Raw genomic sequence first — 23472 nt, 5'->3', positions numbered from 1 at the left:
GCCAAAGGGTTAACCTGCATCAGTGAAACAAGACTACAGCAGAGCGGTTACCAGTTATTCCCGGAAACTTTAACAATAGTAAAGCCAGGGCATTTGTCTTGGCCATAAATGGCCGTAATTCCAGGGTTATTCACTCTTACATTGGTAAAGCTTGCCGAGCCGACGGCCGGTCCTTGCCCGTCTTCCGCTTTGACGACAAGCTTGATGCCATAGCGGGTGGCATTATTGATATTCACGTTCTCTACCCGAACGTTCGTCATTGGAAGGGCTTCCGGATATTTGGACTGGAACATCAATCCGAAGTAAACCGGATTATTGATGTCCACATTTTTGACCCAAATATTTTTGAAGTCTCTGTCGCCACCGAAGAACCAGATCGCGCCGAAATTCTGATAATTGTTGATCTTGTCGTCAGCACCGGCACTGGTCCAGAAATCTCCGCCCGTGCGGTCCAGCGTGACTCCGTCGATGACGGTATCTTTATCGCCGAAACCTAACGTGTTGTACCCGAAGCTTAAGCTGCTGACGGTCAAGCCGGGGTAAGTCAAGGTATCCGCACCGTACAAGTTCTGGAACAGGTTGTCTTGACCGCCGTATACGGCAAAAGCGGCGGCGCGTCTGACGTTGACGGCGGTGAGATTGGTGTATTTGTTGCCTGCATTGTAAGACCCGCCGGCATCGATCGCGCTGAACAATGCAAACGCATCGTCTCCGGTTGCGCGTGCATAGTTGTTGTCGATGATATTGTAGGACGATCCGTTGGTCATGTTGATACCGTCTGCAAATGTGTTTTTGATCCGGTTGTTTCTAAACGTATTGTAGGAAGAGTTGACTCCCCAATACAGGCATATAAAATGCTCGGCCCAAATATTCTCAACGGTTACGTTCTGCATGCCGTTCCCGTCAATAAATTTTCCGGGTCCGTCTACCCGGTATACATAGTTGCCCCAAGCCGACAAGTTTTTGATGATGGAACCGTTGGCGGAGGAACTGATATTGAATCCGACATCGGTATTCGTTTGGTCTTGCGGAGCCGTCAGCTTGGTGTACCACGGGCCTGCGCCGATGATTTCCGTCGCCCGGCCATACAAGAAAACTTTAGACGAAATGGTCCATTGCCCGGCGGGAATGAAGATCCCTTTCTTGGTAGTATCTTGCCTGAATTCCGTCAGTGCTTGCTCAATCGATTTGGTGCCGGACACTTCCACATATTTGGCCGGATCGGGATTTGACGCCGGAGGCGCGACATTTTCCGTTTCCAGCAAATCGACATAAATCCAAGGAACGTCCCCCGAGTCTTTTTGAATCCGGATTTTGGTATCGGCAGGATAAACCTGGTCAAGCATGAGCTGGGCATCTTCATAGAGCCAGTATGCTTTCGTACCAGAGTTGTTGTATCCAAGCTGTCCGAGAGTGTCCGGCGTTGCGTATACGTAGGAGTATTTGGACGTGACGGTAAAGTTGCCCTTGTCAACGCCGTTCACGTAAATGCTAATCGTTCCGGTTGTGTTCTCCGCTATGGCATTGCGCAGAACGAGAGCATTAGCAGGAGAGGTGAGCGTAAACTCTACATATTTTCCGGTTGTATCGAGATAAACGGCGGAACGTCCGGAAGCTTCGCCTGCAAAATCGCCCGGCAAAAAGTTTGGAGCCAACCGGGTGCCGTTGGTGCTGTTGGACGAAGCCTCGGCTTCCAGGATCGTGAACGGCATGTTCGCTCCGCGCCCGGAATACAAGCTTGTCGTGCTGGTGTTGTTGCCTTGTTTGCTCGCGACTTCGTTGGCATCTGCCGCAACCGTTGTCGTGACCGTGTAGCTGCCATTGACCGCCGTCCATGTGCCGATGGTAACGTTAGCGGATGCTCCCGCTGCCAAGGCGCCGGTATAGGAGCCGTTAAAAGTTTGAATCGTTGTGCCCGCAGCGTTCTTGAGCACCAGCGTGATGGCGTGAGCGCCGCTGGAAGAAGCGATATTCCCCTGATTTTTGAGGTTTATGGTGAAGGTGACCGTGTTGCCGGCGCTTGGATTGCTAGGCGTCCATGAAGTTGTTGCGACCAAGTCGGAGCTTGACACCGGATTAACCGTCATCGAAGCCGGATTGGTGAAGCTGTTGTTCGTCTCGTTCATTTCGATAACGGTGTTGTCTTCGTCGACCTTGGAACTGACGGAATACGTTCCCGCGTTCTGGGCCCCGATAGTGGCTGACACGCCGGCGGATGCTCCCGCTGCCAGCGCCGCGACGGAAGCGGACCCGACTTTCGTCGTTCCCAGATAGAAATTAACCGTCGTGGCCGCAGAAGCAGCCGTGCCGATGTTTTTCACCGTGGAGGTGAGTGTGACGGCGTCGGTTTCTGACGGAGAAGCCGGCGACCACGATATGCCCGTGATGGTCAGATCCGGATTCGATGCGGGAGTCCCGATGACCTCGAACTCGGCCGCTTGCCCTGCAGGCGCGCCGGAGTTGGATGTGAACTTGAGCTGGACCGCGCTGACCGTCGCCGTGACCGGGATGGTCACCTTATTACCGGTTGCGGGATCAAAGGTATAAACGGTCGCGCCAACCAAGTTGTTGAAGACCGTGGAGTTCTGGTCATGTCCCAGCACTTGAATGGTTTGCGTGCGCGTCGACCATATGGAGTCGGGGTTCAGTTTCACCACGACGGAGGTCACACTCGCGTTGGCGCCCAGGTCCGCCGTCAAGGTGTTCGGATATGAACCGCCAGCTCCTTCCCAATAGGTCGACGTGCTGCCATCGTTCGCATTCGCCGCCACGAAATTTTGCGTATTCGAAGAAGCGGTGACCGGCTTGTTCAAGGCCAAGTTGGCCGGAGCTGTAGGCGGCTGCGGATCACCGCCTCCTTGCACAAAATGGATCCAGTTGAGATTGAACCCGCCACCGCCTGCATAAACGCGGAGCGTTTGCTGCCCGGCGCTCAAGTTCACCGTGGCTGTGACGGTCTGCCAAGTCTGCCAGCCGCCGGTATTCGGCACAGCGGTAGCGGCAAGTGTGGTTGCGTCGGAACGAAGCTGGATCTGACCTGTCGTATTCGGGCTGGCCACACGATATTCAACCGTGTAGGAGCCGGCGGCTTGCACGTTGATGCTGTAGTCCAGCCAGTCGCCGTCATCAATCCAACCGACGTTCAGGCCGCCGCCGGTATCCGACGTCGTTTCCGTCTGGATCCCGCTCATCGCGCTGTAGTTTTCGGCTTCGATTTTGCCCGGGATCACTACCGGCCCTCCGCCGGCGCCGTACACCTCCACCTCTGAGAATTGCCCGGCCGGCCAGACGGTGTTGGCGGTTACGTTAAGCCTGACGTAACGGGTGTTGACAGCGGCGAAGTTGACCGTCACCGTGTTGCCCGAGGCCGGATCAAATGTATACCCGGCGGAGTTGACCATATTCGAGAAAGTCGTGCCGTCGGTACTTCCTTGAATCGATAACGTCTGCGTTCTCGCTTCCCAGCCTGACGGAAGCTTCATGACGATCTGGTCGATCATGACCGTGCTGCCCAGATCCACCTGAATCCATTGAGGTAAGGCATTGTTTGCGCTTTCCCAGTAAGTTGCCTGGTTGCTGTCGTTGATATTTGCCGCTGTGTATGGTGCGCTTGTCGAACTGCTTGCCGTAACAGCTTTGCCAATCGCCAGATTCGGTCCTCCAACTGCCTGGGCAGGTTCAGGTAGTCCGATAGATGTTAGAAAAGTGCCTAATACCATGGTAAGGAAGCAAAGCCAAGCGATGATTCGTCTTTTGCTTTTCACGAGTTTCATCTCTCCTTTCAAAATAAAGTTTCCTCGATTGAAACTCTTAGTTGTCCTTCTCACCCATTATTTGTCGTTGTTTTTGCCTTCCCTCCTCTGATTTGAATGATGATCCGGTGTTACCTTTTGATCATATGGCAGGCTGGTTAAGACATAGAAGTAGTAATTCTATCGATATCGTGTGCGGGATTACGAACTGGCATTTTTGCATGCAATTCAACAAGCGAAAATTCGTTCGGCAGCATGCCTGTCGATCATGTCTATTTCTATGGAATGTATGGTTATTTTTACCGGATATAAATATTTGGAAAATCGGATGCGCGATTTGATATATTATGGATGGAAGGAGGTCATCCGAATGGGGGTAAAACTAACCAATCCATTGACGAAAATGAGCGTGAATCATCAGTTGATCTTGTTGTTTCTGCTTATGATCAGCCCCGTTTTTATTTTGCATGGGTACGGGAATATGAAAACCGAGCAAATTTTAAAGCGAAATGCGGCGAATGCCTATGCGGAGTTGAATAAACAAAATCATGCGTTGCTCAATCGGGATATGGATTCGATCAACAAGATCACAGCGACGATTATTCAAAATCCGCTCACGCAGCAATTGATTCCGACCGAAGCCGACCCCGTTGTCGAGCGGGTCCGCAAATATGAAGCCATGGATAAGCTGCTCAAAAGTTATTCGATCGGCGTCAACGGGGGAGAGGCCGTTTATTTTTCCTTATATGTCTACGATCCTCATGAATACTATTCTTTCGCTCCTCCCAAACTCAGAATCACGACTCAAGCGGGAGTTTTTTTTCTTTCGGACCGAAATACGCCTGACTGGTTTCATGAAGCTGTTCAAAAAAACGGCAAAGGCTACTTGAGAATCATCGATAATTTCGACTCCCCATCGAAACAAAGCACACTTACTTATGTCCGGGCCGTCAACTCTATCTCCCAAGGCAACGGAGTCATCGGCGTGCTGGTCGTAACGAACATAGATAAAATCATCGAGGAGTCGTTCCAAACCGTATCTTTGCCGAACGGCGAAATCTATTTAACCGATTCGTCGGATTTGATTCTCGCGGCGACAACTCCCAGCCTCGGAACCACGCTTTCGCTGCCGCCGAACACTACAGACGGAGAGCCGCTGAAAGACACGATCGACGTCATTTCTTCCGGATACATCTATGTGGTGAATTACAGTCACGTCCTTGAGCAAAAACTGGTCTACCGTATTCCGGTAAACTCGCTGCTGCAGCGGCAAAACGAGCTCAAAAAAGTCATCCAATTAATTTCCGTTGTGTACTCTATATTTGTATTTGCCGTCATGATGTATTTTTGGAGATCCTTAATGAATCCGCTGCAAAAATTAGTTGTTTTCGTCAGATCCTACGTGCCGGGTAAAGCGGTGCCCAAGACTCCCGATAAGAACAGAAATGATGAATTGGGGGTGCTGATTTCTTCCGTTTACGACATGGCGGGCCGCATGAATACCCTTATCCATGATCAATATCAGATGGAGATTAAACAGAAAGAAGCGCAGCTGCAAATTTTGTATCAACAAATCAATCCTCACCTGCTTTACAATACGCTGGAAAGTATTTACTGGAAAAGCTCGCTGGAAGGAAACTCCGAATCGGCGGAGATGATTAAGGCTCTTTCCAAATTGATGAAAATCGGCTTAAGCAGAGGAAGAGAGCTGATTACGCTCAAGGAAGAATTGGAGCATGCGGCCGCCTACGTAAGTCTTCAGAAAACAAGATACGAGGCTGGGTTTCAGGTACATTGGGCTGTTTCGGAGAGCGTACGGAAGTATCTCATTCCGAAAATCACGCTGCAGCCGCTTATTGAAAACGCTATTATTCATGGAGTGAAGAATATGGGGGAAGACGGGGAAATCACAATCTCGGCCTTGGAACAAGCCGATAAAGTGATCATCCGGGTCGAAGATAACGGATATAAAGAAGCGGATTACGAGATGATCGAACGTTTGTTGAACGAAGAAAAAACGAATCCGTCTTTCGGTTACGGAATAAGAAATATCCATCAAAGGATACAACTGCATTTTGGAAAAACGTATGGGATCAGCTACCGGAAACGAGAAGAATACGGGACGGAAGTAACGATTTTGCTGCCTAAATGTGAAGAACGTGCTTGATTTCAACTACTGATTTTCATGGGGGAGAGCCGCATGTACAATATTTTGATTGTGGACGACGAACCTTTCATCTGTAAAGGGCTTAGTAAGCTGCTCGCTTCGTCCGGCTTAAACATTAACATGATCTTTATCGCGCATAGCGGTTATGAGGCGCTGGATTATTTAAGATTGGAAGAAGTCGACCTGCTCATAACCGATATCCAAATGGGCGAGATGAACGGTATTGAATTGATGCATCAAGCGAAATTAATTAAGCCGTGGGTCCAAACGATCGTTGTTTCCGCGCATGAGACGTTCCAATATGCACAATCGGCCATTCGATTAGGCGCCAAAGATTATTTAATCAAGCCTCTGATCGGCGATCAATTTTTGGATTCGGTCCGAAATGTTTTGCTAAAAATGGATAAACCGATGACGACGCATGAGGAATTCATCGCCAATCTAAACCAGCGATTTCGTTTAGAAGAGCCGCTGCCTCATACCACCGAGCTGTTGAATCGGCTTCTTACCGACCCTGCCAAAGTGTTGACCGGTTCCCCGGCTGCACATAAGCTGAACGGTATCCCTCTGGAAGGACCTTATTTCGCGGTATTAAAAATCAAACTAAACCTGTCGTTGAACCCGGAGGAGCGGAACTTCTCCGCCAAAGACAGGGACTTATTGCAATACGCCGTGTTGAATATTGCCCAAGAATTGTTGGAGGAAGAGGGGAACCATATCACCTTTTACTCACCGGATCAGGAGATTTCCGTCATTCTCCAGTGGGATGAGGAAAAGCATAGGGACAGAAGCATCAATAAAATCAATCAATTGGATATGCTGGGACGAAGTCTGAATTATAACATCCAAAAGTATTTGGCCCTTCCATGCGTTGTGGGAATAAGCCAAATCCTGAATGGGATCGAGTTCCTGGGCGTGTTGAACGAGCAAGCGCAGAAAGCGATCCGATACAGCCGGGAACATCCGGATCATTATGTATTTTATTATGGGGATTTCAACTGGAACAGCTATTCGAAAGACCCGACGGAAGAAGAATGGAACGTACAGCACAACCTGATCGTGGATAAAGCGAAAGCGTATATTGACGACAATTTCGGCCTGAAGGGCCTGACGCTCCACGAAGTTGCCCAAAAGAACCACGTGAGCCCCAATTATTTGAGCTATTTGTTCAAGAAGCAAACGGGATACAATTTGTGGGAATATGTCATGAAATTAAGGATGGAGGAGAGCAAAAAACTGATCCTGACCACCGATCTGCGCCGTTATGAAATATCCGAAAGGGTCGGATACGAATCCCCGGAGCATTTCAGCAAAATATTCAAAAAATATTTCGGGGTCAGTCCGAGCGAATTGAAGAAGTAAGATCACCTATCATTCGCATAGTTTTGCACATGTTCATGTTTCCTCTGCTTTTCTAAAATGGAAGAAAGACACTTAGAAAAGGAATGAGGGAGATCCGTTGAAGCAACCAGCAGCAGCGTTGCAGTCTCAATATGCGGAAACCGGGCGCAAATCCGGAATTCCGCGGATAAGGAAAAAGCATATATGGGGCTATCTGTTTATTTTGCCGGCTGTCGTCTTGTTTGTCTTATTTTTGTGGATGCCGATCATCAAAGGATTCGTTTACAGCTTGTACCATATCGATTTTGTCAAAGGCGACGAATTCGTCGGGCTGAATAATTACCAAAAGGTGCTTCGCGATCCTGATACCTGGCAAGCCGTGAAAAATACTTTATACTACATGCTTCTGTGCATAGTGATCGGGTTTTGGGTGCCCATTGTGTTTGCCATCGCCACTTCGGAGCTCAAAAGATTCCAGGGATTTGTCCGCGTCGCCGCTTACTTGCCTAACGTTCTCCCGATCGTGGTGTTGTACGGACTGTGGAGATGGTTGTATGATCCGGTCGGCCCGATCAATGCCATTCTGGTCAAGCTGGGTTTCGAGCCGGTTTCTTTTATGACGGATACGAAATGGTCGATGGCCTCGCTTGTATTTATGGAAACATGGCAGCAGTTCGGAGCGGCTATGCTGATTTATTTGGCGGGATTAAGCGGCATTCCCCGGGATTGGTACGAAGCTGCGGAAATCGACGGGGCGGGCGTATGGGCCCGGATTCGTTACATTACGCTGCCCTCCCTGAAAAGCTTGATTCTCCTGTTATTCATTCTGCAGTTTATCGCCACCTCGCAGGGATACCAGTCCCAGTATGCCATGCTCGATGGAGGTCCCAACAAAGCGACGTTAACATATGGCCTATTGATTGTAAAAAGTGCCTTCACCAGCCAGGATTATGGTACAGCTTCAGCTTTAGGGGTGTTGATGTTTGTCGTGCTCGGCGGTTTGGCGGTCCTGCAATACAAGTTTTCCAAAAAGGAGGGGGACTGAACATGAAAGGCTACGAACGCGGCATTCTTTCGGTATACGATCTAAGGAAAAGTACGAATCGAATCGTATATCTGGTCATGTGCTTGATCATCCTCGCCATGGTTTGTTCCATGCTGTATCCCATTGTGATCACATTTTTTAACGGGCTAAAGCCCAATGCGGAGGTCAACTCGTTTCCGCCGCGCTTGTTCCCTTCGGAATGGCAGTGGGGGAACTTCAATCAGGGCTGGAAGTATATTGATTTATTGCTTTTCTTGAGAAATACCTTGATAATTTTTGCCGGCAATATCATCGTTACGTTCCTTGTGTTGGGACTGGCTTCATTTAGCTTATCCCATTTGAAAGTGCCTTTCCATAAAGTCATCAACGCCTTTTTCCTGATTACGCTCTTCATTCCGCCGACTACCTACATCGTTCCCAATTTTATGAACTTGAAGGAACTGGGCTTGATCAATCATTTTGCTGCGTTTTGGTTTCCCGCGGCTGCTAATGCTTTTTATCTGCTCCTGTTAAAAAACTTTTTCGGGGGCATTCATTCGGAAATGTTTGAAGCGGCCAGGATGGATGGCGCCTCCGATTTCACATGCTTTTACCGCATCGCTGTTCCGTTATCGATTCCGATTTTTGCCACATTGGCCATTTTTATTTTTTCCACCGCATGGAATGATTGGTTTTGGCCGTCTATAGTAATGCACAGCGATAACGGGTATCCTCTTGCCACGGCCATTTATAAATATGTGATCAACGTCCGCAGGATGAATTTGAACATCAAGTTTGCGATCTTGTTTATGGTCGCGCTCCCTCCGGTTGTCGTATTCCTTATCTTCCAAAGATTTATTTTGAGAGGAATCCAGCTAGGTGGGGTTAAGGGCTAAAAATGTGGCGAGTTCGAAACGTAAACATGCACATGACCCGAATAAAAATACACCTTTTTCTTGTATAAATTCCGAATTATGATAAATGTGCAGCATCAAAATCACATTGGAAAAGGGGAATTCCTGTGAGCAAACGCAAAGTGACGGCAATGTCAATGTCTCTCCTTGTACTCAGCTCCTTACTGGCCGCATGCGGCGGTTCCAATCAAGGAGCAGGCGCCGACCAATCGAAAAACCCGCCTGCCGCCTCCGATTCCGGCAGTACTGCAGCCGGCAGCGCACCGGCAGAGGACAAGAAGAAGATCACGATCAGCATCTATTATCCAACGCCTGATCAGGTGGAAAAACGGGCACTTGAAGACGACAAAATCAAACGGTTTAATCAGAAGTATCCGAATGTTGAGATCGTCAAGAGCGATTGGCAGTACAATCCGAATGAAATTGGCATCAAAATGGGCGCCAACGAAGCCCCGACACTCTTCAATACATATGCGACGGAAGGCAAATTTTTGGCTGAAAAAGGTTGGGCAGCCGACATTACGGACCTTTTCAACAAATATGAGTTCAAGAATCAGATGAACCCGATCTTGCAAAAGCAATTTTTGATAGGAGACAAAGTGTATGGAATAGCTCAACAAGGCTATGTAACCGGAACGGTCGTCAACAAGAAGATGCTGGACGATAAGAAGGCTGCGGTTCCCGGATACGACTGGACCTGGGACGATATGCTGAACACTGCCAAAGCGGTGGCCGATCCTGCCAAAGGCATTGCCGGCATTGCGCCGATGGGCAAAGGCAACGAAGCGGGCTGGAACTGGACCAACTTCTTATTTGAAGCCGGCGGAGACATTCAGAAGGTTGAAGGCGGCAAAGTCACAGCGACCTTCAATTCGGATGCGGGTGCGAAAGCTCTCAAATTCTATCAAAGTCTGGCCTGGGATGCCAAAGCCATTCCGAAAGATTGGGCTCTCGGTTGGGGCGACGCAGTGAGCGCCTTTGCTCAAGGCAGAACGGCAATGGTGATCGCAGGTCCGGACGGCCCGGTTGACCAGGCGCTGAACCAAGGCGGCATGGAGCCTGCCAATGTTCTTGTTTATCCGATGCCTGCTGCCGATAAAGGGGGGAAACACACCGGAGTTTTAGGCGGAGACTTCCTGGTGATCAACCCGAAAGCAACGAAAGAGCAGCAAGAGACGGCATTCCGTTACGCAACGTTCGACTATTTCTCGGATAAAGGCCTGGCTTCCATTGAAGCAAGCATTCAGCAACGGAAAAAAGATAATAAATATTTTGTTCCCCCGGTCATCGAGTACTTCACGACGGACTCGGCATACGGTCAAAAGGTGAAAGCTTTATACGACAAGTACGATAATGTGTATCAATACTCCCCTGAGATTATGAAGCTGCTGGACGGGAAACCGGAAGCGCAGTTCAACACGCAAGATTACTATGCGACGATGACAAGTGCGGTTCAAGAAGTATTTTCCAAAAAGGACGTCGATGTCAAAGCCCAACTGGACGCGGCGGCGAAACTGGTACAAGAGAAATTTTACAACCAAATAAAACCTTAATCATGTACACAATCCGGCTCTGATGTTTAGGGCCGGATTTTTTAAGACATTCCGCTTGAATAACAGGCTGCATTTACACAGTGAATCCTTAATGATAAAATAAATCATACATGATAAACGATAAATGATGAGTTTAGGGGGATCCTGCTTGGACGATTTGAAACTTTGGTATTCCAGCGCCGCTTTGGACTGGTCGCAAGGGCTCCCTATCGGTAACGGTAGATTGGGGGCCGTTCTTTATGGGGGGATCGATAAGGAAATCTGGAGCATGACGGAAGTCACCTACTGGTCAGGACAATCGGAACGGATCGAAAGCCATTCCAAGGGCAAACCCGATCTTGAGCAGATGCGGCAGCATTTTTTTGCAGGAGATTTCAAGCGTGGAGAAGAACTGGCCCAGCGTGCGCTGCAGCCTAAAAAGCAAAATTTCGGGACTCATTTGCCGATGTGTCAAATCGTTCTTCGTACCGAGCATCTTGCAGATGATTTCTATCGTGAATTGAATCTTGATAACGCTCTCATACATACTTCCTACAAAGCAAACGGGCATATCCACAAACGGGAAATGTTCGCTTCACACGCCGATAACATTGTGGTTTCCCGATTATGGAGCGAGCAGCCGGGAGGGGTTTCTTTTTCGATTGGCGTGGAAGGGCAAACAGATCGTTTTACATGCTGGCCGGAAAGAGGCGATACGATTGCCTTTAAAGGGCAGGCGACTGAAACTATGCACAGTAACGGTCAATGCGGCGTGCTCTGTCAAGGGATGCTTAAAGTGGTGATTCAAGGTGGAACGATTTGTGCAGGTACCGATCAACTTGCGATAAAAAATGCAGATGAAGCCTGCATCTACTTTGCGGTCAACACGGATTATGGAAAAAGCGATGAAGACTGGCTGCATGAATCTGAACGCCAACTTGAACTAGCTGCGGCCCAAGGATATCCGAGACTCAAAGAAAATCACATTGCCGATTACCGCAGCTTGTTTGCCAGAGTAAATATAGACTTAGGTCATTCAAGCTCTTCCCGCTTGCCAACCGACGATAGAATACGGATACTACGGACCGGCCAAGACGACGACCCGCAATTATTTGCATTATTTTATCAATATGGGCGATATTTAATGATTTCCGGCTCGCGGGCTGACTCCCCATTGCCCTTGAACTTGCAGGGGATATGGAACGATGGCGAAGCCAATCGCATGCAATGGAGCTGCGATTACCACCTGGATATCAATACGCAAATGAATTACTATCCAACGGAAGCAAGCAATTTGGCAGAATGTCATCTTCCTTTAATGGCTTATATTGAGCGATTGGCGGTTGCCGGCAAAACGTCAGCTCAGCAATTTTATGGATGTATTGGCTGGGTGGCACATGTATTTTCTAATGCATGGGGCTTTACAGCTCCTGGATGGGAGACCTCTTGGGGATTGAATGTTACCGGCGGCTTATGGCTTGCATCCCAACTGCGAGAACATTATGAGTTCAACTTGAATCGGGAGTTCTTAGCGGAACGGGCATATCCGGTATTGAAAGAAGCGGCAGCCTTTTTTCTGGACTATATGACTATACATCCGCAATATGGATGGCTCGTAACAGGACCGTCGAACTCGCCGGAAAATAGCTTCTATGTAGAAGACGGCGAGCACCAATTGTCAATGGGGTCTACGATCGATCAAATGCTGGTGCGGGACTTATTCGTCTTCTGCTTGGAAGCCTCTGAGCTGCTGCAGGGCGATTTCGAATGGCAGCAAAGGCTGAAACATGCCATCGCATTACTGCCTCCGCTGCTTATAGGCAAGCAGGGGCAATTACAGGAATGGCTTGAAGATTATGAAGAAGCCCAACCGGATCATCGGCATCTGTCCCATTTGGTCGGCTTATATCCAGGCAGTCAAATCACCTTAAGAGGAACGCCGGAACTGAGCGCAGCTGCCAGACAAACATTGGAAAACCGTATGCAGCGTGAAGAGCTGGAGGATGTTGAGTTCACGGTGGCTTCCTTCGCAACCAGCTTCGCCAGATTGCAGGATGGCGCCAAAGCGTATAAACACTTAACGCATTTGATCGGTCAATTATGCTTTGACAACTTGCTGACGTATTCCAAACCGGGCATTGCCGGAGCGGAGAAAAACATATTTGTCGCAGACGGAAATTTTGGGGGGACGGCAGCTATAGCGGAAATGCTGGTGCAAAGTCATGCCGGTGAAATTCATTTGCTTCCGGCACTTCCCGAGAAGTGGCATACCGGAAAGGTTACGGGCATGCGGGTGAAAGGCAACGCAGAAATAAGCTTGTTCTGGGAGGATGGGGAATTGGTTGAGGCCGTTCTTCATGCATTCTCGGAGCGGCAGACTTTTCTTCATTATCGGAATCAGGCGGCAAGCATTGTTCTTGAGCCTGGATTCGTGTATATCATTGACAAGCAACTGAATGTAACAAGGCGTTAATACGCGCATAAATACCGGCTGGACCTATAACAGAAGAGGAGTGTTTCGAAACTTCCAACTTGGAAGGGAGAATGGCCATGCCAAAATATTCGCGTTTATTTCGAAGATTTCTGATCTCTTATATGATTATCTTGATCATACCGAGTATAGCCGGCTACATGTCGTACCGTACGGCTATCGCTGTCACGCAGTCGATATCCATTGAGAACAAAGTGACGCAGCTTCAAAAGAGCCAAGAAATTTTGGAGCGGAGAATTGCGGAAGTGGAAAGTTTTACAAGACAGCTTGCTTTAAATCAGGATTTAAGCGTGCTTTTGAACGAAAAAATGGTGGATGAGAAAGCGAATGTGTATGGTATATGGAAAATCACGAGAGATATTAAGGCATACAGCCAAACCAACGATTTTTTGAAACATTTTTACATTTATTTGAATAATTTTAACGTCATCCTCACGCCGGGAAATGCTTATTTTCGGCCTGAACATTATTATCAGACCTCACATTACAACAATCTGTCGTTAGATGAGTGGAAAAGGACGGTATTGGAAAAAACGCACAGAAGCGAAATGATGCCGTTAAGTCCCTTCATCAGTAATGGTGTACAGAGCTCCGTGATCACCTTTATGCAGTCCCTCCCCTTAGACAGCTTTAACGATTCCCCACCGGCTGCGGTTGTCACGATCATTGACCAACAAACGATCAACAGCCTCTTATCCGGACAAAGGGATGCGAATGGCGGGTGGACCTATATCAGCGATGCGCGGGGTCAAACCATTAGTTTGCAGGGTATCAGTCAGTCTGAAATCGATCAATTGTCGGCGGATAGCCGCTTCGATAAGGCGAAGATCAGTCAATTTTATAAAGATGACCTGGTGATTACGATCCGCTCTCAATTAACAGGCTGGGTATACAGTACGGGAATTCCAAGATACGCTTTAATGGAAAATGCGAATAAAATCAAATACATTACATGGTCCGTGACCGGTGTTGCCCTAATTATCGGACTTTTCATCGGTTTTTTACAATCTTATCGTAATGCGGCGCCGATCAATAGGCTGCTGAGCGTGATGAAAGAGCAGTTTGGCAAGGACACAACGGTGGGGCGGAATGAATATGATTTTCTGCAAGGGAACATGCGCAATATCATAACCAACAACAAGCGTCTGGAATCCGAGCTGAATCGTCAGCTTCCCTTGATCCAGGATGCTTTTCTTAAAAGGCTGATTGCAGGAGAATTTCAATCCAGGGAAGCGATTATTTCCGCCGCCTCTCAGGCGAATACGGGGCTTCACATGAATGCCGGATATACCGGAATCTTGCAGATCAACGGATACTCAGGCTTGGACAGCGTTGAAATTCTCAATGAGCTGAATGCCGCCAGACTCGTCTTGAAACAAATTTTGCTCGATGTTAGCGGTTACTTGCATATACATATGACCGATTTGGGATCAGATCGTATAGTCGTCATCATCACGCCGAAAGACGAAAGCGAGGAAGCCGGCAAGGAAGATGTCGCGCAATTGGTTGCTGCGCTAACCGATGTTGCCTTTAATGAGTATCGGATCTCCCTTACTGCGGCATTAAGCGATTCCTTTGCTTCCGTTATGGAGATTAGCCGTTCTTATGAACAATCGAGGCAGGCTTTGGAACACGCCGCATATATGAATAGAAAAGGAATCGTTTGGTTTAGCGATACGCGTGTCGATAGTCTCACGTACTATTACCCGATGGATGTGGAACTGCGATTGATGAGTACAATCAAGGCTGGAGATGTGGGTGAAGCCGAACGAATCGTTCAGTCCGTTATCGAGCAGAATACGCAAAGCCGGGAGCTTTCCATGGTGATGAAGCTTCAGTTTATCGGAGAATTGAAAGGCACACTGCTCAAATTGCTCGATCACAAGGCGCTTATGGAAACCAATATGGTTGAGAAAGTCAAAAATCGGATCTTAAGTATCCAGCCGCAGGAAGCAATTGAACTTATTTCGCGCGAAATCAGTGAAATTATCGTAACCCTGTGCAGTCTCATCACGAGTAAAAAGAACGATGCTCATATTAAAACGGTAAAGCAGATTAACGATTATATCGCAGAAATGTATAAAGACCCGGATTTGAATTTATATCGAATTGCCGAGAAAGTGGAGCGTCCTGAAAAATACATCTCCCAATTGTTTAAAGAGGTGACGGGGACGAATTTATCCGATCATTTGGAAAAAGTGAGAATGGACCACGCCTCTGACTTATTAAAGAGAAACACGTATAGTGTTGATGAAATAGCATCGCATGTCGGCTATAATAGTTCACACACGTTTCGCAGGGCGTTCAAACGGGTTATGGGAGTATCGCCCAGCTCGTTCAGACAATCCGCAGAACAATGAAAATCCTAATCGCTCATGCGGTTAGGATTTTTTGTCTGGAACGGCTGGACGGCGATAATTGGAGGCTCAAAGGGAGAAAATACCCTGGGAAATCGGGTTATTTGTTCGCAGAACGACGCAATTGTACCTATACGGTGGACGTTGTCCCCCCCTATAATCAGTCGTATGGTAAGCGCTATCAAAAAAATACGGGAGGCACTAGGGGGGAGCGGTTTGGAAGAAAGCATTGTCATTGAAAGCAGACCGGCAGTGCCAAAAGAAAGAGGAGGCTTCTTTTTCTCGGCAGCAAAGAGTTTTAAAAAGCATTGGCAGCTTTATGTCATTGTGGTACCGCCGGTATTATTTTTCCTTGTTTTTAAGTACTATCCGATGTTGAATGCCGTCCTGGCGTTTAAGGATTACAACGTTACCAAAGGAATATGGGGGAGCCCTTGGGTGGGATTCAAACATTTTAAGTTGTTTTTTGATAACCCGATATTTTGGACATTAATGAAAAATACGATTTTAATAAGCGGATATTTATTAATTGCCGGGTTTCCAATCCCTATTTTGTTAGCTTTAGCTCTAAATGAAATACGCAGCGGAAAGTTTAAGCGGCTGGTCCAGTTGGTATCATTTGCTCCCTATTTTATTTCCACTGTCGTCATGGTATCCGTCATTATGCTTTTTCTGGCCCCCAGGCTGGGATTCGTAAATGTCGCTATGCACCATATGGGCCTGCCCTCCATCAATTTTCTCGGAGAACCCGGAATGTTTCGCTCGATTTATGTTGGGTCCGATATTTGGCAAACCGCCGGTTATTCGGCGGTCATCTTTTTGGCTGCGCTCGCCGGAGTAGATCCGGCGCTTTATGAGGCGGCGAAGGTAGACGGCGCATCGCGCTTTCAGAAAATCCGTCATATCGATTTGCCCGGCATCATGCCGACGATCACGATTGTTTTTATTTTAAATGCGGGCAGCGTAATGTCCATCGGGTTCGAAAAGATCTATTTGCTGCAAAATCCGCTTAACAAAATAAATTCTGAAATTATTGCTACGTATGTCTATCAAATCGGATTATTGAACGCTAACTATAGCTTTGCAACGGCAGTGGGTTTGTTTAATTCCGTTATTAATTTGATTCTTCTCCTTGTGGTAAACATGATGGCGAAGCGATTATCCAACACAAGTATTTGGTGAAATAGAGGGGGAGCCAGATTGAACGCGATGAGATCTACGATCAAGGATTCGGTTGGAGACAAGCTATTTATGATCGGCATTTATACAATATTAAGCCTTGTATTAATCGTAATCCTTTATCCGCTCATTTATATTCTAAGCAGTTCGTTCAGCAGTCCCTCGGCGGTCACATCCGGCCGGGTCTGGTTATGGCCTGTAGAATTTTCTTTCAAGGGATATGCAAGTTTGATGGATAATCCCAAAATCGTGACCGGCTATGCCAATTCGCTGTTTTATACGGCTGTCGGCACGACTGTCAGCGTAGCTCTTACGGTGATGATTGCTTATCCGCTATCGCGTAACACTTTTTTCGGCCGGAATGTACTGATGATGATGATTACGTTCACGATGCTGTTTAGCGGCGGCCTGATTCCTACCTACCTGGTTGTAAAGCAAATGGGACTTATCGACACGAGATGGGCTTTATTACTCCCTAACGCGATATGGGTATGGCAGGTGATCATTACAAGAACTTTCTTTCAAGCCTCGATCCCGGCCGAACTGATCGATGCAAGCGAAATGGACGGATGCAGCGATATGAGGTTTATGTGGAGCGTGGTGATCCCGTTATCCAAACCGATTCTTGCCGTTCTTGTGTTGATGTATGCGGTAGGTCAATGGAATGCTTATTTCGATGCGCTCATTTATTTGAAAACCGCTAACCTGTTTCCGCTTCAGCTTGTTTTGCGCAGCATTATCATTCTCAACAATAGCTCGAATGCGACGGATGCGTTAAAGCTGGTGGAAAGACAGCAGTTGGCGGAGCTTTTGAAATATGCCTTGATCGTCGTGGCAACGCTCCCCGTACTCATTATTTATCCGTTTGTGCAGCGCTACTTCGTACAAGGGATGCTGGTTGGTTCCGTAAAAGGGTAGCGGGAAGAGGGAACGATGCTCGCCTCGAAGAATTGAAAGGGGTGATCTCTATAGGATAATGACAAATGACATTCTTTTGCCTGGCAGACCAAATTAAAAAGGGAGCGGTTTTACATGAAAAGAAGATCAATCATCGCATTGGTTTTCGTCTTAATGGCAAGTCTATTTGCTGCCGCCTGTTCGAAAAACGACCAAACACCGGCATCGTCGAAACCTTCCGCAGAACCGGCATCGTCCAGTGCGGCACAAGCCGGCAAGCCCGTAGAGATCAGCGTTTTTGCCCAGCAGGCCAATGACATTGATCTGAATACGAACCTTTTTACGAAACATTTGGAAAGCAAATTCAACGCAAAGTTCAAGTTTGAGATTATCCCCTATGACGGAGCCAAAGAAAAGCGGCAAATTTCGCTTGCAAGCGGCGACTATCCGGAAGCGTATATGTTAACTGCCTATATCGATCAATTCTCGCAAGCTGATCTTCTGAAATTTGGCAATCAAGGTGTCCTGCTTCCGTTGAATGATCTGATTAATCAGTATGCGCCCAATATTAAAGCGGCGATGGAAAAGGATTCCACGTTCAAAAGCTTTATCACCGCCCCGGATGGTAAAATTTATGGACTTGGCGCTTACACACAGTGCTTCCATTGCTCATATCCGAACAAGATGTGGATCAATACGAGCTGGCTGAAAAAATTAAACCTTGAGATGCCAAAAACGACCGAGGATTTCAAGAAAGTGCTTGAAGCTTTCAAGAAAAACGATCCGAATGGCAATGGCAAAGCCGATGAAGTTCCGCTTAGCGGCTCGATCGAAGATTTCGGCGTGCGCGTCATTCCATTCCTGATGAACGGGTTCATCTACGACGATGACCGTAATTATTTGAACCTCGTTAACGGGAAAGTAGATACTGCGGCCAATAAGCCGGAGTGGAAGGAAGGACTTACTTATATTAAATCCTTATATGATGAGGGATTGATCGATCCCGGGGCGTTCACACAAAATGCCGAAGCCTTCAAGAAAATCGGCGAGAACGCAAACGGACAAATTTTAGGTGCGGGCGCCGGCATGCATCCTGCCATATTCGTGAACATTGATAAAGGAAATAAAAATTCCGCCGATTATAATCCTGTTCCTCCGCTTACAGGTCCTCATGGTTCATTGGCAACAAATGACGGAGGGGGTCTGACTCCGGGCGCCAAATTCGTCATTACGAACAAAGCGAGCAAAGAAGCGCAAATCGCATTGATCAAAATGGTGGATTACATGTTTACCATGGAAGGCCAAACGAATGCGGCATCGGGGATGGAAGGCATCGACTGGAGAAGACCGAAGGAAGGCGAGGTAGCGCTCGGCAAAGGCGTTAAGCCTCAAATTGCGACGATTCCTGCCGTTGACGGTCAGCCTCCCCGCAATGCAGGATGGAGCGGGATGGGCCATTTCTACCAGCCTAAGGAATACAGAGACAGCTTCGTGCAAGGGACAGATATTTACGACTCGGCTAACTACGAACGCAGACTGTACGATGCGACGCTCTTATATCAAGGCCATGAGCCGAAGGAACTTTTCCCGATGTGGGCGATTTGGATTGATCCTGCACTCACCGATGAGGCCAGTATTTTACAAACCAATCTTAAGAACTACATTGAGCAAAGCGCGCTTCAATTTATTACCGGAAACAAAGATCTGAATAAAGATTGGGACGCTTATGTAAAAGGGTTGGAGAATTTGAAACTCGGCAGGTATCTCGAAATTTTGCAGAAAGCGTATGATGCCGCCTCTTTTAAAAAATAGCGATGGTTAATGTCAGGTCAGGTGTTTTATCCGGAAATAAAGCATCTGACTTTTTTACGGCGAATTTATTGTGAAAAAGGGGATGAATGATGTGGCTGAACGATGGAATAAAACGAAAAGCCGGCATTTGGTTTTTGGATTCTTGCTGGCGCTGCTTGCCCTCTTGATTCCAAATACGACTATGGTGAACGCGGCCGATAACGGATTAGCTCAAAAACCGTACATGGGCTGGAGCAGCTACAGCATGCAGGTATATCAGAACAGCCCGAATTGGATAACAGCCGCACAAATTATGGCTCAATCCGACGCTATGCATAGGACACTGCAACCCCATGGCTATAATTATATCAATGTAGATGCGGGCTGGAGCGGCAGCACGGATGCATACGGACGGCCGCAACCGAGCACCGCGCTCTATCCGAACGGTATTGGCGAGGTCATTGATCATGTGCACAACAATGGGCAAAAATTTGGTCTTTATTTTATTCCGGGGTTGTCTCCCGCAGTTTACAACGCCAACTTGCCGATTTATGGAACCGCTTGCCATGCGCAGGATATTGTCGTTTTGCCCTTAACGACAGCGGATTATTGGAATTTGGGCTATAAGATTGATTTCTCGAAGCCGTGCGCGCAGAGCTATATCAACTCGATTGCCGATCAGATTGCCTCCTGGGGCGTCGATTTCGTGAAGTTTGACAGCGTAACACCGGGCTCCGGACATAACGATACGTCCATTGATGCGCGCGATGATGTCAGAGCCTGGTCCCAGGCGCTTAAGCCTCATCATATCTGGTTCGAGCTGTCGTGGGCGCTGGACATTAACTACGCGGACACCTGGAAGAAGTATGCGAACGGTTGGCGCGTCGAATGGGATGTTGAATGCTACTGCGGGAAAGCAGGTTTAACCAGTTGGGGGAATATCGCACGTCTATTTCCGAAAGCCGAGCAATGGTGGCGTTACGCCGGGCCTGGCGGTTGGAACGACTTCGACTCCCTGGACATCGGTAACGGTGCGATGGACGGCATCACGCCGGACGAGCGCCAGACGGCCATGAACCTTTGGGCAATGTCTTCAGCTCAATTGTACACAGGCAATGATCTGACGAATTTGGATAGTTACGGTATTCAACTGCTGACGAACGATGAAGTTATCGCTGTCAATCAGGCCGGTCATCCTGCACATCCGGTATCTACATCAACCGAACAGCAGGTTTGGTATGCCAATAACGGCGACGGAAGCTACACAGTCGGGCTGTTTAATCTTGGCAGCGCTAACGCGGCGGTCACCGTGAATTGGAGCGATATCGGGTTAAGCGGTGCGGCGTCCGTAAGAGATTTATGGAGCCATTCCGATCTTGGCGTTTATAACACAGGTTACAGCGCGACGAGTTTGGCGCCCCATGCTTCGCGGTTGTTGAAAGTGGTGTCTCAAGGAGGCGTATCCTCAATCAACGATGACGATACCGGCATTTCGTATACGGGCAATTGGCAGCGGGACCCGAATCGGGGGCTTGGTGTTGCGCAAACGCTGGCAATCGCAGTAACCGATTCCTTGGCACAGAACAGTGCGATTAGCCCGGCTGCGGCAAGCTTTGACAAGAAGCAGGATTTACAGGCTGATGTGATGACAACGATGACGTTGAACGGGAATACATTGAGCGGCATTGTGAACAATGAAACCGAATTGGCGCCTGGCACGGATTACACAGTATCCGGCAATCAGGTAATCATTAAGAAAGAATACCTGGCTTCCCAACCGGTGGGAACTACCCAGCTTACTTTCAATTTCAGTGCAGGAGCCAGGCCGATTCTCGCCATCGCAGTAAGTGACTCCTCACCTTTGAACAGCACCATCCTTCCATCGACGAGAAATTTTGATAAGCAGGCAACTTTGCAGGCGGATGTCACAACGACATTGAACCTGCAGGGCAATCAACTGATCGGTATCGTAGGCGGGGGAAATCCTTTGGCAGCTGGAACCGAATATTTCGTTTCAGGCAGCACAGTGACAATCAAAAAAGAATATTTGTTCAAGCTGCCGACCGGAACGAACAACCTGATTTTCAACTTCAGCGCCGGTCATGCCCAGACGCTCGCCATTGTTGTTAGCGATACCTCCCAAGGGGCCTCCATTACACTAAATAATGACGATCCTGGCATTTCCTATTCAAGCGCTTGGCAGCGAAGCACGAATCGGGGGCTTGGCGATTATTTAAATGACGTGCAATTCACCGAACGGAATGATGAGTACTTTGAATATGCGTTTAACGGGACGGGTATTGAATTGATTACAGAAATGGACGCCTCCCAAGGCGACATGGACATTTTTGTAGATAACGCCTTTAAACAAACGATAAGCACCTATTACACCAGCAGATTAGTTCAGCAGCCCGTATATGGCATTTCCGGATTAGCGAACGGTCCTCATACGATTAAAGCTGTCAAAAAATCGGGATCATATATGCTGCTGGATAAATTGAGAGTTTTAATCCCAGATCTGAGTGGTCCATCAACGGGAACTGCGCCAGTTATTGTAAATGACAACGATACGGGGATTACGGTTACCGGAAACATCTATTTGCCTGCGCAGCCGATACCGTCGATACCGTTGGCGTTCGCGGCTCAACTCGCTCCCGCATCCCAAGGCGCCGCGGCTTCCATTAACGATAACAATGCTGCGATTCAATATACGGGCTCATGGGGGTATAGCACGAATAGAGGGCTTGGCGATTACCAGAACGATGTTCACTTCACCGAGACGAACAATGATTATTTCGCCTATACCTTTAAAGGAACGGGGATTGAAGTCGTCACTGAGAAGGATTCTTCGCAAGGGGATATCGATATTTATATAGATGGTGCATTCCAACAAACGGTCAGCACTTATAACGCCAGCCGGTTAGCTCAACAAATCGTATACAGCATATATGGACTGCCGAACGGCTCCCATACTCTTAAAGCAGTGAAGAAATCCGGAACTTTTATGCTGCTGGATAAATTAAACATTGTTGCGGGGGATCTGATCACTCCGACTACAGGAAGTTTTGATAAAAAACCGGACGCGCAAGCGGATATTAGCATCACGTTGTCATTGGGAGAATACGCATTAGAGCGAATCGACAACGGCAAAAAAACACTTGTGCCGGGTATCGACTATACGTTATCAGGCAATAAAGTAACGATCAAGAAGGAATACCTTGCAGCGCAGCCTGTCGGCATTGCTAACCTGACTTTCATTTTCAGCGGAGATTATCAGAATGACGTGCATGTAACCGAAACCAACGGCGATTCCTTTGCCTACACTTTTAAGGGAACCGGAATTGATGTAATTACAGAAATGGATACCTCGCAAGGCAGCATCGATATTTACATAGATGGGGGATTCCGGCAAACAGTGAGTGCTTACAACGCTTCCCGCTTAGTCCAACAAAAGGTATACAGCATTTCGGGACTTGTGAATGGCTGGCACACGATTAAAGCTGTGAAAAAATCAGGAATCTATATGCTTTTAGATAAATTGAGCTTCGCCGTTGTACCAGGTCCGATAACAGCCACAGTGAGCACCGCCGATTATAAGGTAAAGCGCACAAAAGCCGCAATTAAAGGCAAGGTTGCAGCAGATGGGGGCGCCGCCGTCACATCACGGGGAATTGTGTACTCAACAGTGCCTTCTCCAGCAATTGACGATAAGGGATCATTACAAGTATCCGCCGGTTCCGGATTAGGCATGTTCAGTGCAAAGCTGACAAAATTAAAGCCTAATACAGTTTATTACGCTAGAGCGTATGCGACTAACTCGGCAGGTACGAGCTACGGGGCTGAGATACGTTTCATGACGCAAAAGAAATCCAATCAACAGGCTGAAAATTCGGATGACGATGATGCTGATATCGATATGAATGATCACCAAGACGTACTTAAAGACGAATAGAAGCACTAAGTCTATGCCTAAGGAAGCCGCGAGCCCTTCACTAGGTTAAAGGAGGGCTCACGCTTCTCATCAAAT

12 protein-coding genes are annotated in these 23472 nt (G+C 47.8%); 11 read left to right on the top strand and 1 reads right to left on the bottom strand.

What is annotated here, in order from left to right:
• Nucleotides 1-47: 47 nt before the first annotated feature.
• The gene (locus AC6RNO_RS26355) at nucleotides 48-3773 is read right to left on the bottom strand and encodes a carbohydrate-binding protein (protein WP_497107312.1); all 3726 of its coding nucleotides are present in this window, start codon (nucleotides 3771-3773) and stop codon (nucleotides 48-50) included.
• A gap of 349 nt (nucleotides 3774-4122) precedes the next feature.
• On the opposite strand from AC6RNO_RS26355, the gene AC6RNO_RS26350 reads away from it, so the two are divergent.
• From AC6RNO_RS26350 to AC6RNO_RS26300, 11 genes are all read left to right on the top strand, one after another.
• Nucleotides 4123-5919 (top strand): histidine kinase, encoded by a 1797-nt coding sequence (locus AC6RNO_RS26350; protein WP_497107311.1) that lies wholly within the window; start codon nucleotides 4123-4125, stop codon nucleotides 5917-5919.
• 33 nt (nucleotides 5920-5952) lie between these two features.
• Nucleotides 5953-7281, top strand: a complete 1329-nt coding sequence (locus AC6RNO_RS26345) for a response regulator (protein ID WP_497107310.1) — start codon at nucleotides 5953-5955, stop codon at nucleotides 7279-7281.
• 118 nt (nucleotides 7282-7399) lie between these two features.
• Nucleotides 7400-8305 carry a carbohydrate ABC transporter permease gene (locus AC6RNO_RS26340; RefSeq protein ID WP_488434725.1) on the top strand — a complete coding sequence of 302 codons (906 nt, stop codon included), beginning with the start codon at nucleotides 7400-7402 and terminating at the stop codon, nucleotides 8303-8305.
• 2 nt (nucleotides 8306-8307) lie between these two features.
• Nucleotides 8308-9180: an ABC transporter permease subunit gene (locus AC6RNO_RS26335; RefSeq protein WP_497107309.1), complete on the top strand. Its 873-nt coding sequence runs from the start codon at nucleotides 8308-8310 to the stop codon at nucleotides 9178-9180.
• 149 nt (nucleotides 9181-9329) lie between these two features.
• A complete protein-coding gene (locus AC6RNO_RS26330; protein WP_497107323.1) occupies nucleotides 9330-10751 on the top strand; it encodes an extracellular solute-binding protein in 1422 nt (473 codons plus the stop codon).
• Between the two features lie 148 nt (nucleotides 10752-10899).
• Nucleotides 10900-13203: a glycosyl hydrolase family 95 catalytic domain-containing protein gene (locus AC6RNO_RS26325; protein WP_497107308.1), complete on the top strand. Its 2304-nt coding sequence runs from the start codon at nucleotides 10900-10902 to the stop codon at nucleotides 13201-13203.
• 77 nt (nucleotides 13204-13280) lie between these two features.
• Nucleotides 13281-15581 (top strand): helix-turn-helix domain-containing protein, encoded by a 2301-nt coding sequence (locus AC6RNO_RS26320; protein ID WP_497107307.1) that lies wholly within the window; start codon nucleotides 13281-13283, stop codon nucleotides 15579-15581.
• A 324-nt stretch (nucleotides 15582-15905) separates the two neighbouring features.
• Nucleotides 15906-16760 (top strand): ABC transporter permease, encoded by an 855-nt coding sequence (locus AC6RNO_RS26315; protein ID WP_488434723.1) that lies wholly within the window; start codon nucleotides 15906-15908, stop codon nucleotides 16758-16760.
• 27 nt (nucleotides 16761-16787) lie between these two features.
• Complete coding sequence (locus AC6RNO_RS26310) at nucleotides 16788-17675, top strand: ABC transporter permease subunit (protein ID WP_497107322.1); 888 nt, start codon at nucleotides 16788-16790, stop codon at nucleotides 17673-17675.
• Between the two features lie 114 nt (nucleotides 17676-17789).
• Complete coding sequence (locus tag AC6RNO_RS26305; RefSeq protein WP_497107306.1) at nucleotides 17790-19466, top strand: extracellular solute-binding protein; 1677 nt, start codon at nucleotides 17790-17792, stop codon at nucleotides 19464-19466.
• 91 nt (nucleotides 19467-19557) lie between these two features.
• Complete coding sequence (locus AC6RNO_RS26300; RefSeq protein WP_497107305.1) at nucleotides 19558-23397, top strand: X2-like carbohydrate binding domain-containing protein; 3840 nt, start codon at nucleotides 19558-19560, stop codon at nucleotides 23395-23397.
• Nucleotides 23398-23472 lie beyond the last annotated feature (75 nt).

The sequence above is a fragment of the Paenibacillus sp. sgz302190 genome (genome assembly GCF_059820445.1).
This window is presented reverse-complemented; position numbering and strand designations above follow the sequence as displayed.